Annotated in this window: 11 protein-coding genes; 3 read left to right on the top strand and 8 right to left on the bottom strand. The window is 53.4% G+C overall.

Translation table 11 applies throughout. The features are described from left to right. Positions 1-35: 35 nt before the first annotated feature. The 7 genes from K3T83_RS25145 to K3T83_RS25115 form a co-directional block, all read right to left on the bottom strand. The gene (locus K3T83_RS25145; protein ID WP_220205673.1) at positions 36-1,286 is read right to left on the bottom strand and encodes a 3-isopropylmalate dehydratase large subunit; all 1,251 of its coding nucleotides are present in this window, start codon (positions 1,284-1,286) and stop codon (positions 36-38) included. Further along, entirely contained in the window at positions 1,274-2,422 is a 1,149-nt protein-coding gene (locus K3T83_RS25140; protein WP_220205672.1) for a LeuA family protein, read from the bottom strand. Before K3T83_RS25140 ends, K3T83_RS25145 begins: the two co-directional genes overlap by 13 nt. After that, positions 2,419-4,761: a [LysW]-lysine hydrolase gene (locus tag K3T83_RS25135; protein ID WP_220205671.1), complete on the bottom strand. Its 2,343-nt coding sequence runs from the start codon at positions 4,759-4,761 to the stop codon at positions 2,419-2,421. Before K3T83_RS25135 ends, K3T83_RS25140 begins: the two co-directional genes overlap by 4 nt. A 13-nt stretch (positions 4,762-4,774) precedes the next feature. Further along, positions 4,775-5,602, bottom strand: coding sequence for a [LysW]-aminoadipate kinase (locus K3T83_RS25130; protein WP_220205670.1), 828 nt, complete (start codon positions 5,600-5,602; stop codon positions 4,775-4,777). 69 nt (positions 5,603-5,671) lie between these two features. Beyond that, positions 5,672-6,742 (bottom strand): N-acetyl-gamma-glutamyl-phosphate reductase, encoded by a 1,071-nt coding sequence (gene argC, locus K3T83_RS25125; RefSeq protein ID WP_220205669.1) that lies wholly within the window; start codon positions 6,740-6,742, stop codon positions 5,672-5,674. Then, positions 6,739-7,653 (bottom strand): lysine biosynthesis protein LysX, encoded by a 915-nt coding sequence (gene lysX, locus K3T83_RS25120; RefSeq protein WP_220205668.1) that lies wholly within the window; start codon positions 7,651-7,653, stop codon positions 6,739-6,741. Before lysX ends, argC begins: the two co-directional genes overlap by 4 nt. Before the next feature lie 59 nt (positions 7,654-7,712). Beyond that, positions 7,713-7,877, bottom strand: a complete 165-nt coding sequence (locus K3T83_RS25115; RefSeq protein WP_220205667.1) for a lysine biosynthesis protein LysW — start codon at positions 7,875-7,877, stop codon at positions 7,713-7,715. A gap of 974 nt (positions 7,878-8,851) precedes the next feature. On the opposite strand from K3T83_RS25115, the gene K3T83_RS25110 reads away from it, so the two are divergent. Continuing rightward, positions 8,852-10,456, top strand: coding sequence for a N,N-dimethylformamidase beta subunit family domain-containing protein (locus K3T83_RS25110; protein WP_220205666.1), 1,605 nt, complete (start codon positions 8,852-8,854; stop codon positions 10,454-10,456). 115 nt (positions 10,457-10,571) lie between these two features. Here the strand turns inward: K3T83_RS25110 and K3T83_RS25105 are convergent, their stop codons facing one another. After that, entirely contained in the window at positions 10,572-11,000 is a 429-nt protein-coding gene (locus K3T83_RS25105) for a hypothetical protein (protein ID WP_220205665.1), read from the bottom strand. 241 nt (positions 11,001-11,241) lie between these two features. Between K3T83_RS25105 and K3T83_RS25100 the strand changes: the two genes are divergently transcribed. Both K3T83_RS25100 and K3T83_RS25095 read left to right on the top strand, forming a co-directional pair. After that, entirely contained in the window at positions 11,242-12,402 is a 1,161-nt protein-coding gene (locus K3T83_RS25100; RefSeq protein WP_220205664.1) for a glycoside hydrolase family 99-like domain-containing protein, read from the top strand. Positions 12,403-12,707: 305 nt separating this feature from the next. Further along, positions 12,708-14,582, top strand: coding sequence for a GDSL-type esterase/lipase family protein (locus K3T83_RS25095; protein ID WP_220205663.1), 1,875 nt, complete (start codon positions 12,708-12,710; stop codon positions 14,580-14,582). Positions 14,583-14,627: the final 45 nt, after the last annotated feature.

Here is a 14,627-nt window from a genome sequence, read left to right as displayed (position 1 = left end):
ATGGTATGTTCCTTTCATCTCTTCTTGCCAACCAGCTACAAAATGTTGCGTGGATCAGTGATATGCCCGGTCAGAGCGGTTGCGGCCACTGTTGCAGGGCTGCCCAGGTAAATCTCTGCGGTCGGATCGCCCATACGACCGGTGAAGTTGCGGTTCATGGTGGTCAATGCGCGCTCTCCGGGAGCCAGCACGCCGAAGTGACGGCCAATGCAGGGGCCACAACCGGGTGTGCCAACCGAAGCACCGGCCTGGGCAAAGATTTCGAGATAGCCCCGCCGCATCGCCTCAAGGTAGATCTCGCGAGAAGCGGGAATGATCACCATGCGGATCTCAGGATGGATGTGTTTGCCGCGCAAGATGTTTGCTGCAATCTCAAGGTCGTCGAGACGACCATTGGTGCAGGTTCCCAGGAATACCTGATCAATTTTGACATGCTCAACCTGCTCGGCTGGCACGACATTGTTGACATCGGGCGGGCAGGCAACCAGCGGCTTCAATTTCGAGGCATCGATCTCAACCACGCGCTCGTATTTGGGATTACGCGCCGAGATCATAGGATACTCTTTGTCGGTACGACCGCGCAAATATTCGACCGTCTTCTCATCGGCTGCGACAATACCAGCTTTGCCGCCCATCTCGATTGCCATGTTACAGAAGGTGAAGCGCTCGCTCATCGAGAAGCTCTCGACCAGATCGCCGCTATATTCAAGGGCGCGATAGTTAGCGCCATCCACGCCGATGATACGCACCATTTCCAGGGTCACATCTTTCGCAAAGACACCAAAGGGCAATTCGCCCGTCATGTTCACATTGATCGTTGCTGGCACACGGAACCAGGAGCGCCCGGTTGCATAGGCCACGCCAATATCGGTGGACCCCATGCCGGTTCCAAAGGCACCAAACGCGCCATAGCTACATGAGTGGCTGTCAGCGCCAACGATAATGGAGCCGGGTGTGACGAAGCCTTTCTCCGGCAAGACCTGATGGCAGATGCCCTCCTGCAAGATGTTGATATCCTGCTCTTTGGCGAAACCGCGAATGTCACGCTGAAGGGTGGCGGCTGCAATGGTCGAGGCTGGAATGATGTGATCGAAAACGAGATGAGCGCGCTCTTTATCGAAGACTTTTCCGCCAGTCAACTTCGAGAGCTTACGAAATGCCTGCATCGCCAGCGGGGTTGTCGTATCGTGACTCATCACATGGTCAACCTCGGTCACGACCGTCTCCCCCTGCTCAACAGGGCGGCCCAGTTTGTAGCTAAAAATCTCTTCGACTAGCGTTCCCATATCAAGTTTCCTTTCTCCTGATACCAGTTGAGAATAAACGTATCAACTTCTTCCTGACTCAGCGAACCACGTTCTGAACGCTCTTTGAGCGCCTGAGTCAAACGAATCACTTCATCATTATTGAGCTCAAGCCCCAGCGAGGCCGCACGATGGCCCACAGCATAGCGCCCGGTGATACGCGAACCAACCGTAATGCTACGCGAGAGGCCAAAATCGCCGGGATCAAGTATTTCATACGCGCGTGGATTACTCAGTACCGCCTTTGTATGCACGCCCGCTTTATGTGCAAAGGCATAGGCAGAGGTAATCGGCATATTAAAAGGGATAGCGGTATTCAAACAGCTCGCCACATACTGGTCAAGCTCCATCAGACGGGTCAGATCATATTCGTTCAATTGTTCGGGGTAATGAATGTATAACTGCGAAATGATGCCGCTCAGGGAGGCGATGCCGTTGCGCTCACCGATGCCCAGTACGGTAACATCCAGGCAGTCAGCACCGCCCTCGAAAGCTGCAATAGTGTTAGCAATGGCGCAACCGGTATCGTTATGCGCGTGAAACTCGATACCCACATCGGGATAGCGCTCGGCACAGATGCGGATCAGGCGCTCCACCTGACGTGGCGTGGCAATGCCTACCGAATCGGGCAGGCCGATGCGCTGCACACCGGCCTCGACAACGGCATCGAAGACCATCAACAGATCGACGATATCGCTGCGAAATGCATCCTCCGCCGAAAAGCGCACGTAGCGCCCGGCCTCACGAATCTTGCGGATCAACGGCACCGAATCCGTGATAATCCGCTCGATGGGTCTCCCATGACTATATGATCGCAACTCGTTCGAAGTGCCATAAAAGAGATTGACTCCATGCACGGGCGTATCAAGCGCGGCCTGTACGTCAGCCTCTACACAACGCACATGGGCAATGATCCGTGAGCGCAGGTTGAGAGAACAGAGTTCGTGGATCGCCTGGGTCGTTTCGGGAGAAGAGATGGGCGACGGCACCTCGATATAAGGCACACCAACGGCATCCAGCAGACGAGCAATGTTCACGCGCTGTTCGTGCGTGAAGAACGCCCCCGAAAACTGCTCGCCTTCGCGGAGCGTCGAATCAAGCAGAGTTAATCTTCTCATCGTGTTCTCTCTCCCTGCACCGCGAGTTGACGTAACACTCGTTCGAGTACGTCGATGGCGTGATGGTATTCAGCGATGCGTATATGCTCCTGTGGCGTGTGATCCAGGCGCGAGTCACCGGGCCCATAGGCCACAATGTTCTGACCCCAGGTTGGTCCAACCACGTTCATATCGGATGTACCGGTTTTATATTTAAAGACCGGCTGCTCGCCAGTAGCGCGGATAGCTACGTTAAAGGCGCGAGCGAGCGGCGTTGTACGTGTAGTCTGAAAGGTTGCTTCCTCGCCTGTGAAGCTCAGTTGGATATCGTCTTCGTAGGCCCAGCGCCCCAGCTTCTCGCGCAACTCGGCAATATCGAAATTGGGTGGCAGGCGGTAGCCAATCATGAAGCTTGTTTGCTCTTCCAGGCCGTCCTGCTGGCTATTGATGCTACGCAATGAGGGCATCAACGAGGCAAAGGGCGAGTTCCCGGCGTGCTGTTTGTTCCACTCGGCGGCGTGCTGGCGCACCCGCTCCCAGAACGCGGTGGCATCTTCATTGCTGCTCTGCTGTGGACCAGCGCTATGGCTCAAGGGGCGAACGACGCGACCATGTATGAGCAAGCGTCCTTTATAACCAATCGTCACGCCCTGACTGCCGCTCGGCTCTCCAATCACACACGCCTCTGGGCGATAACGATTGACCACTGCTCGTGCCCCCTTCGAGGTAGCCGACTCCTCTTCGACCGCACCAACCACGATCACCGGACGGGCCAGATTGCCACTCTGTGCGAGTCGAGCAGTGGCACACACGAACGCGGCCAGCGGCCCCTTCGCATCAACGGCTCCGCGTCCGTAGAGAATGCCATCCTCCAGACGAACGGGAATATTGCCGTGTACCGTATCCATATGGCCTAACATAACGATTGGTGTCGTCTCTGGCGCGGCCTCATCTGTTTGTCCACCGTAAGCTGCGTGCGTGCTGGCAACGAAATTGCCAGCTTCATCAACATAGGCGTGCAAACCAAACGTGCGGGCCTGCTCCGCCAGATAGTGGGCCAGCGCCCCCTCCTGGCTGGAATAGCTGGGTATGGTAAGCATATTGTACAGCAGCACCGCCTCCGCATCGTTCGACGACTCTTCGCGTGGGAGCGGCGAGGTCGAATGCTCTGAGCGCCCTCCGGTCAGCACCTCCTCGATGACATCCAGCACGTGCGCCAGCTGCTCTTCAGTGATGACCAGGGGTGGCAGCAAGCGAATCACATTTGGTCCGGCGGGTAAGGCGATAACGCCACGCTCCAATAGTTTTTCCAGATAGGGTTGAGCGCGTTTCGTCAACTCGATGCCCAGCAGCAAACCTTTGCCACGCACCTGACGGATCAGGGGAGAATGGATCGCTTGCAAGCGCTCAAGCGCATACGCGCCGCGTCGCGCGGCGCGGGCTGGCAACTCTTCACGCTCGATCACATCCAGCGTCGCAAGGGCTGCGGCACAGGCCAGCGGATTACCGCCAAATGTGCTACCATGAACACCTTTGCCGATACGTCCGCTTTCGATTGCCCGCGTTCCCAGGCAGATCGCACCCATTGGAACGCCGCCGCCAAGCGCTTTCGCCAGGCAGAGAATATCAGGCTGCACGCCATACTGTTCGCTGGCAAAAAGGCTTCCAGTACGACCAAAACCGGTCTGAATCTCATCGACAATCAGGAGTGCGCCACGTTCGCGGCAGAGGCGGGCCAGCCCCGTGATAAATTCCTGTGTGGCGACATGGACGCCGCCCTCGCCCTGCACCAGTTCAACGATCACCGCCGCCGTCTGATCGTTAATTGCGGCCTCAGCGGCCTCCAGATTGTTGTAGCGAATGTGGCTGACACCGGGCAACAAAGGCGCAAAGGGTTCGCGATAATGTGGCTCCCAGGTAGCAGAAAGCGCTCCCATGCTGCGTCCGTGAAAGCCGCGCAGGGTAGCAATGATGTTAGTGCGTCCAGTAACGAGACGCGCGAACTTGAACGCACCTTCGACCGCTTCGGCTCCGCTATTGCAGAGGAAGACGCGCGAGAGTCCATCCGGCAACAGGCTCACCAGTCGTTGCAGCAGGTTTGCACGCACATCGTTATAGAGCGTTTCGGAGCAGGTCACGAGCCGCTGGGCCTGGGCAGCAAGTGCGGAGGCAACTTCAGAGCGACCATGCCCAATATTGGCTACACCATGTCCAGCCATACAGTCGATATACTCGCGCCCCTCGGCATCCCAGACAACCGCGCCGCTTCCGCGAACGATGGCAACGGGGCGCTTGCTATAGACACCGCTGGTGTAGGTATTTTCCTGTTCAATGATCGCGGTCATAGCAGTATCAACCATAACATTTCCTTCCCTATGAGATTTCCGAGACTTCAGCAGGCGCTGTCTCGATACTGGTTCCTGCCCCGTTGAGGACAGCCTGGAGCGAACTGCTACCGATGCAGACGCGCCGTACGCCGCCCTGGAGAGCCTCCTGCGCTCCCAGCAATTTCTTGCGCATTCGTCCTCGCGCATAATCCATATACTCGCTCAACTGGTTCGCCGGAATAGTGTGAATGACGGTATTGAGATCGGCGGGATCGCTCAGCAAACCCGGAACATTGGTCATAATCGCTAACTCTTCGGCATGCAGCGCGGCAGCTACAGCAGCGGCGGCACGATCGCCATCGACATTCAAGCGTTCTCCCTGATGGCTCAGTGCCAGCGGCGCAATCACGGGGGTATAGCCCGCGTCGAGCAACTGTTGCAATAGCTGGGCGTTGATCTGTTCGATCTGGCCGGTATAGTCGTCGCGTAAGATCTGGACACGTCCCTCTGGTGTGACCGAACGAACAACCGCTTTGCGCTTCGCCAGCATCAAGCGACCATCTACCCCGGTCAGCCCCAGCGCATTGACGCCGTGTTGCTGCAAGAGGGCCACCAGCTCAGTGTTGATCTGCCCGGCAACTGCCATCGCAAAAATGCGAATCGTCTCACTATCGGTGTAGCGACTGGTCATGCCGCTGGGCGAGGTAATCATGCGAATCTCGTGTCCCAGCCGCTCAGAAAGCGTATTGGTGAGGTCAGAGCCACCATGCAGTAGCACCACCCGTCGCCCTTGCGAAACAAAATGGGCAATCTCCTGCACAACGTTTGCCGTGGCAACCCCTTCTGCTCCTCCAATCTTTACTACCAGCGTCATAGTTAAGCTCCGTTCTTTCACCATTATGCAATCTTATTTGTCGCACACCTGCGTAGATAAAAATCTTCTTTAGATAGGATGTAATCCAGGGAACTCAAGGCCAAGCGTCTCGTCCCAACCGAACATGCAGTTCAGCGATTGGACCGCGCCACCAGCCGCGCCCTTCATCAGATTATCCAGGGCCGCCATGACTACCACGCGCTGCTGCTCAACGTCCAGTTCAAAGCCCACGTCGCAATAGTTGCTTCCAGCCAGGATCTTTGGTTCGGGATAGCGATAGACGCCGCTGCGCTCTTTGACCAGGCGCACAAACGGCTCGCGGCCATAGGCTTCGCGATAGATGCGCCACAAATTTTTCTCTTCGATACGCTCGTTGACAAAGACATGAGCCGTGACCAGCACGCCACGCACCAGTTCGATTGCCGTAGCGGAGAAGGCGATGGTCTGTCTCAATTCACTATTCGAGACCACGCCAAACTCCTGAATTAGCTCGGCGGTGTGACGATGGCCGGTCGGCTGGAACGATCTCACTGCGCCGCTGCGATCCGGATGGTGACTTCCAATGGTCGCAGCCGCACCCGCCTCCGACGAGCCAACTTTGGCCTCCAACACCAGCGGGATATCCTGATTAACAATCCCGGCACGATAGAGGGGAGCCAGTCCCAGAATCGCGGTTGTGGCGTTGCAGCCGTGACCGCTGACCATTGCAGCATCTCTCAGTTGCGCCCGATGCAATTCGGGCAAGCCGTACACCGCCTCGTTCAACAGGTGTGGCGCGGGGTGAGCATGGCCGTACCAGCGCTCATAGAGTGCCGGGGAGCGCAAACGAAAATCTGCTGACAGATCAATAATGCGCGGGGCCAGCCCTCGGTAACGCTCGATTGCCTGTGCCGCAGAACCATGTGGCAAGCAGAGAAAGAGTACGTCACAGCCTGTCAAGTCATCTGGATGACAATAACGCAGCGTGCTCAGCTTTCGCAGGTTCGGATGCGTGCTATGCAGGAATTGCCCGGCACGACTGCTTGAGGCCACCTGCGTCAGCTCCACCTGGGGATGGAAGAGCAGCAGACGCGCCAGCTCTCCCCCGGTGTAGCCGGAGCCGCCAACAATTGCGGCTCGCACGCGAGCGGTCGAGGTCATACCGTTACCTCCTCGCGCTCTTCACGTACTACATTCACAGGCACTAGATCCAGTTCGCCGGTATGACGGACCGCGCCCAGGATATAGTTGAGCATCTCGCCGGGAATATCGACTCCGGTTGGAGCAATGCTGTTGCGGAACTCCATCGTGGCGTTGATCTCGTTGACCAGGTAGCCCTGCTCCTCGTCCTCAAAGACATCGACCGCGAGAATGCCGCCGCCTACCGCATGGGCAGCACGTACGCAGAGGTCGTTCAACTCAGGCGTGACCGGGCAATTGGTTGTAACCGCGCCACGAGCCGTGTTCGTTACCCAATGCTCGCTGCTGCGATAGATGGCGCAGATGGTCCGGTCGCCTACCACGAAGGCCCGGATGTCGCGCTGAGGTTTGTCTACATATTGCTGAATATAATGAATATGGTGTTGATACGAGCCGAGTGTCTCCTGATGTTCCAGCACCGCCTCAGCTGCGTCGCGATCATTGATGCGTGCCAGCAGACGTCCCCAGGAGCCAGTCACGGGTTTGAGTACTGCCGGATAGCCAAGCTGCTCAATGCCCTCAACTGCATGAGGCGCATCAAAAGCCAGCATCGTGCGTGGAGTGGGAATATTGTCGCGCAGTAACGCCAGGGTAGTCAGCAGCTTATCATTACAGGTGGCTGTCGTGGCAGACGAATTGAAGACAGGGATGCCCCAATGCTCCAATACCTGCAAGACTGCCAGTCCGCGCGACTGACTGACGCTGCGGCAGAAAACGGCGTCATAGGAGCGCCAGCGTGCATCCGGGCGTGCCAGATCGAGCAGCAACTCACCATCATCGATCAGCTCAAACTCAACCCCTCGACGCTTCAACGCTTCAACCAGCAGTTTCTCTTCCACACGAATTCTCGATGTTAGAATCGCCAGACGCATTGTTTCTACTCCCTCTCTTTATCACAGGCAACCAGCAGAATTGCCTCTACCTTACAAACCTATTCGCCCCAGTCTTCCTCGACCTGCGGTGCCAGGCCAACTTCGGGCTGTTCGACATTCAAAACTTCCAGTTCTGCGCTGCAATCAGGGCAAAAGACGATCTCGCCAACCAGCGTATCCTGTCCAACTGTGATCTCAGCTTCGCATTCGGGGCAGTGTGCCATTTGTCGTTTCCTCCAACGATGATATGTACAATTGATACATGTATGACAAAAAAAAACACCCTTCATCCTTTCTGGAAGGACGAAGAGCGATCATCTTTCTCTGCTCTCGCGGTACCACCTTCATTCGTCAATGCAACGTTGCATCAACATCTCTGGGAAGAAGCAATCCCTGAACGATTGCTTCCACGCTTTCTGCCCGATTACGGAGGCTTCCGACAAGTTCTACTCTCATTCTCTATGGAATGATTTCTTCTCGCGGCTATTCGGGGTCTTTTTCACGAATCTGACATACGGGCTTTCCACCAATTGCCCGCTCTCTGGATGCTACAGAACCTCGTTACTCGTCCCAGCAAAGCCTTTACGTTATGCAGTTGTTTAATTACGATTGCGGCAGATTTTCTGGGCAAATAAAAACGCCCTTCATCCTCCGCTCTGGGAAGGACGAAGAGCGATCATTCTCATTGAAATCTTGCTCTCGTGGTACCACCTTCATTTGTTGTCACCTCGCGGTAACAACCTCTGAGGGGCGACCATAAAGGTTGCCTCTACAACCCGATTACGGGGGTCTCCGGCGAGTTCTACTTTCAATCCTGATTTGGGGCACCCTATCAGGGGATTTCTTCTCGCAGCATCGGGGTCTTTTTCACGAGGCTTAACATGCAGGCTTTCCACCAGCCGCCTGCTCTCTAGATGTAGAGTATCTCGTTACTCGTCCCGTCAAAGCTTTTTACTATGTTTAAATTGTCTGTGTAAGTATATAACATGGACGCCTCTGGTTTGTCAACCCTTTCTCTGCTCAGTTTACTGATCCATACGAAAATTGCCGCCGCTGTACAGCTATAATGCAGTGCTGATATTTCTACCTGCTTACTTCAATTTCTATCATATACACACCGTCGATTCAGCAGGAATTCCCCTCTCATATGTTATCTTCTCTCCTGTAGTTGAATTGATACTTTATGTGGAGATAGACTATGAAGCAACGCATCATCGTTATAACCGTCCTGATCGTAATCATTGGCCTGGCGGCCCCGCTCATAATGCTGGGACAAAGCTTCTTCTGGCCTGCTCCGGCTAATGGGGGGCAGATCACTACCAGTCATAGCGACCCGCAGCAAGCCTCAGCAGATACGCTGATTGCACGCGAGAACATGCAGCAGGGTAGCAGCGATTGGCAGATCCCGAATGGACGTGTTGCCACGACCGAGATTCAAGCATATGTTGACGCACGCTCGATCTCGCCCGGCAAGCAGCTCACGTTCTATGTCAGCACCCACGATGCGGGAACACACTACAACCTCGCCATCTATCGCTTAGGCTGGTATCAGGGCATGGGCGCGCGCTTGATGACTGTTGTACCGTCGCTAACTGGTCAGGAGCAGGGCTATTACGATGACGACCATTCTAAGCTGGTCAATTGTCGCACATGCTATGTGGACGAACAAACCGGGCTGATCGAGGCGCGCTGGCAGCCATCGTACAAGCTTACCATCCCGTCCGACTGGACCAGCGGCCTCTATCTGGCAAAGTTCACCGATGTGCAAGGCTATCAAACCTACACCTCATTTGATGTGCTTGGCAATCCCACCTCCCCATATGTTGCGGTCACAGCCGATACGACTTATGCCGCGTACAACAATTGGGGCGGGCGCGGCCTCTATGACTACAACAGCATCGGCAAGCAACCTGCGGTCAAAGTCTCGTTCTTGCGCCCCAGCACACAGGGCGATGGGGCCGATCAAGCGTTGATGTTTGAGGCCAACGCGATCCGCTGGATGGAGCGCAATGGCTATGACCTCTCTTATATGAGCAGCGTCGATCTACATACCCATCCCGAATGGCTGCTCAAACACAAAGCCTACATCTCGCTCGGACATGATGAATACTGGTCCAAAGAAATGCGTGATGGTGTGGAGGCGGCACGCGATCATGGCATTGGGCTGGCCTTTCTGGAGGCCGATGATGGCTACTGGCAAATTCGCTTTGAACCCAGCAGCACAGGCAACCCCAATCAAACCGTTGTTGGCTATAAAGTGCTAACCGACCAGCACGATCTAAACCGTGATCCCCTCTATGGCAAAGACAACAGCCGTGTCACCACACAGTGGCGCGATCCAGTCGTCAATCGGCCAGAAAACGCGCTCGTTGGTATTATGTTCTCAGATCTCACCCACAAACAAAAGGGATATGCCTGGAAATTTGCCTCCAACACCCATACCGATCTGTTGCGGGGTGTCAATCTAGAGCAGGGCAAGGTATATGGTTGTGGTCTGGTCGGCTATGAATGGGATAAGGTGTTTAATAATGGCTCTACGCCACGAGGATTACAGATCCTCGCCACCAGTCCAACCATCACCGACGATGGGAAACAGGATAACAGCAATACCACGTTCTATATTGCTCCATCAAAAGCGATGGTCTTCGCCACCGGCAGCATCTACTGGACCAGCGCCCTCGATGAGTATCGTTTCAGTCAGGACATCAACTGTTCGGGGCAAACGCCGGTCATTGCAGGCATACAACAATTGATGAAAAACGTTATGGCAGCGCTGATCGTCCCCCACCAACCGCCAGCATAAATTACAATTGCCAGGCGTGAGTCGAGAATCTTTGACTCACGCCTGGCAATTGAGGAGGCACAAATCGCTTTTAGCTTGACCAGAACATGCCAATGCAGCTTCCAGGGAACGAACCTCAAAAATCTCTTACAAACGCTTCGAGAACATTCACTACATGGTCGCACTTCTCTTCCACATTCACGTCATCAAGAGAGGGGACGAGCCGACAGATTTCTTCCAGCCTCTTTTTCATTGCGACATATGTTTCCTTTGCCTCACCCAGAGATGAAGCAAAGGTGGTATGAACCATCCAGCCGTAAACACCACAGGTAATCGCAAAAGGAGGGTATCGGCATTGTTCGAGAGTAATGCGTCCGCCTCGAACATATTCTTCATCCTGAAGAATCACACCCCTTTCACTTCCTGTTGTACCAACAGTTCGCCCTTCCTCAACTGGATACCAGTCTTGTTCGATCATCTCTGTTATCGCCTGATTATGGATACACTTTTCTCCACATTCAACGCGTTCTTCCAGCTTCATTTTAATGAACAACGCTTCCTTCAACTGGTAGCGTTCTAATGCTACCTGTATTCACCCAAATGTCCTATTTTTCACCGCTGAATGTCGTGTCCAATCTCCCCAAACGTCCTACTTTTATACTCTCCAACCAAGAAATTTTTAACTATAATAATGTAGTTCGTAGTTGCGCGATTTATCGCGCTTGTTGAAAAATTATATATCAATTTGGGCAAGCGCGATTTATCGCGCAACTACGAGCTAAGACTACCAGAGGGGTGTGTTTAGCGTGTTCAAATCAGTCAAGCGGTTTGATGTCAAAACATGCATCATCACATGCATATGTATTGTTCTATTGATCTTTCTCTCGGCTTGTCAGGGTGATACAAATCAGGATAAGGCACAAAAGAACCCGGTCGGTTCGGCAACGGCGACAAGTATCCCAACTCCGACGCCAACGGAAGGCACAATGAATATGCAGGTGCCTGGACATCGCATCACACCAACTCCAGCTCCTAAGCCATCTCCCACCGCGCCACCAGTGCTGGCCAACGGGCGTCCGGTGCTGGCCTTCTTCTACCCCTGGTATAATATGTCAACCTGGAACGCTAACACCATGTCCGATCTGCCCAGCACAAAATACAATTCCAGCGACGACGCCACCATCCAGCGCCAGGTCTCCTCAGCTGCCACCTCTGGCATTACAGGCTTTATTAGCTCCTGGTGGGGCGCGGGCGATCAGACCGACAAGAACTTCGCAAAAGTCCTGAGCTACTCGGCGACACTCGAAAAGCAAACCGGTGCTCATTTCGCCTCGACGATTTATTTTGAAAGCAACGCACCCGCCCTGCAAGGCACCAGCAAGATCGTAAGCGCACTCCAATATATGAGCGCCCATTACACCAACAGCCCCTATTACTTTCACTGGCAGGGAAAGCCCGTGTTCTTTTTCTGGGCACCACTGGCAAACGGACGCACGCTGGACCAGTGGGCCTCAATTCGCAGCCAGGTTGATCCTAATCATCAGATGATCTGGTCCGCAGAAGGCGTTGACACCACGATGCTCAACGTTTTCGACGGCATCCACCTCTTCAGTGGCGGCTACTGGGGATTGCAAAGCAATACGATGCCTGCGGTGGATCAGGGTTTTCGCAACAAAGTTGACACCTACAATAAAGCTAATGGCACAAACAAAATCTGGGCTGCTGGCATCATTCCCGGCTACGATGATACACGTGTCCCCGGACGTCAGGGAGCCTATAGCATCGCCCGCAACAACGGAGCAACCTACACAACAGAGTGGCAGGCGGCGATGGCTAGCGATCCAGAATGGATCACGATTACCAGCTTTAACGAATGGTTTGAAGGTTCAATGATCGAGCCGAGCGCAACCTATGGCATGCTCTATCTCAACTTAACACAACAATTCGCGAAACAGTGGCATGGCTAATCTTTAGCTTGATATTTCCTGACAACCCACTCAGCACTCAACATGTTTTCAAGAAACAGAAAGCTTTCCCTACTTCCCCCTACGTAGCAAGCTCTTTTCCTTTATACTCAGACTAGCAGAGGATTTGCATTTAGAGCCTCACGGCAAACGAGGACACAACAAAGATACCCTGTAAGCGATTAAACTGAAATACATTTTTATGGTATACATTACATAAATAAAAGTATTTTTACTTATGTAATGTATACCATAAAAATTTATTGTACAATATTTTCACGGATGAGCAACCAAAGGAGTAAATCGTAATGTCTATCCAGAAAGATTCTAGAGAGGCAGAAAAACGACATCGCCAACCTATGCTGGTGAGAGGGATCTCTTTCCTCGTTATCATTCTACTCAGCATTATCGTATTTGGTAGTGCGTTTCTTGGGAACAGTTTTGCCGCTAGCATCTCTCCATCTCAGCCCACAGATCTTACAGCATCTCCAGGTGATAAGTCGGTACAATTAAGTTGGCAACCTGCATCAGATGTTACGGCTTATAAAATTCAGACTACAGACCTGGCAACAGGAACCGTAAGTACCTCTGATCTGCAAGCAGCGACAAATACGTTCACCGTTAAGTCACTTGCGGTAGGACATTGGTATCGTTTTCAGATCATCCCGTTGAATGGAAGTACGACAGGGTTGCCCTCCTCATACATAGATGTACGTACAAAGGGATTTTCCGGCTCTTACAGCTCTTACATCGCACTTGGCGACTCATATTCCTCTGGCGAGGGAGCGCCACCATATACTGATGCAACATGTGCCCGCTCCAATAATAGTTACGCCTATCAGATTGGGAATGGAGTTCCATCACCCACGATGATTGCCTGCTCCAGGGCGACCACAGACAATATAGACAAAACTGCCCAGAGATCTGCTGGCACACAACTGCAACAGTTGAAGAGCAGCAGCGGGCTAAACAATTCCATCATTACCATCAGCATTGGAGGAGGAGACATCGGCTTTGCTCCAGAATTGACAAAGTGCATTGTTAGCGATTGTACCTCTGAACAGAGCGCCCTGTCGCAGAAAATTGCTGACTTAAAGAGTCGTCTGATTCAGGTCTACGAAGAGATTCGTGAAACGGCTCCAGCTGCCGATATCTTTGTGGTCGCCTATCCTCTGTTGGTTGCCGCTCCAGATCAGGCCGTCTGCCATAATGCGATCACGAAATCTGGTCTGAGTACAAGCGAGATGACAATGATGCGGACGCTGGCAACTCAACTGCACACTGTGGTTCAAGAGGCTACCTTGTTTGGCGATGCATATTTCGTAGATGGGGTGAACACATTCCAGGGACACGAGGCCTGCACCAAAGATCAGAGCGCCGAATGGATCAATGAAGTCACAAATAGCGATATCGATGGCTCTTTTCATCCTAACCAGTTGGGATATGCAGCCTATGCTAAAGCAGTGAACGCTTCCCGCAACGGTCTCTACACCGATGGACAGATTCGTCTACCCAATTCAACATCCACCCCATGTTCAACATCCACTCTCACCCCTACTCCTACTCCTACTCCCACTCCTACATCCACTCCCACTCCTACATCCACTCCCACTCCTACCTCAAGCCCTACTCCTACATCTACTCTCACTCCCACCCCTACTCCATGCCCAACATCCATTCTCACACCTACCTCTACTCCATGCCTAACATCTACTCCCACTCCAGGTCTCACACCTACCCCAAGTTCGACATCCACTCCTACGCCTACCCCTACCCCAAGTTCGACATCTACTCCCACTCCAGGTCTCACACCTACTCTTACACCCAATCCAACATCTACATGTACACCATGTTCAACAGCTACCCCCACTCCAGGCTCCAGCCTGACGCCTACACCTGGCATCAACGCATACAACTTTAGTTATGGGGTGGACGCGAACGACCAGACATATCTACACCCCTGGTTCCAGCCCTGTGGCTGGTCAGCAGATTACATCATCCTGCATTATGTCATTCCTGGTCACGCACCAGAAAATGTGTACACAAACTACTCAGGCGATAGTAATCGCTGGGGCTTTGATATGCATCGTATGCACTCAGGGCAGATACTCAAGTACAGCTTTACTTATAGTTATGACCACCGTCAATACGATACCACCTGGTATACCTGGACACAGCCGTAATTTCACCAGAATAAAGGAGCGGTATCGTCAAGTCAGCCGCAGCCA

It is taken from the genome of Reticulibacter mediterranei (genome assembly GCF_016587455.1).
The sequence above is the reverse complement of the archived record's forward strand: the minus strand, read 5'-3'. Positions and strand labels throughout refer to the sequence as shown.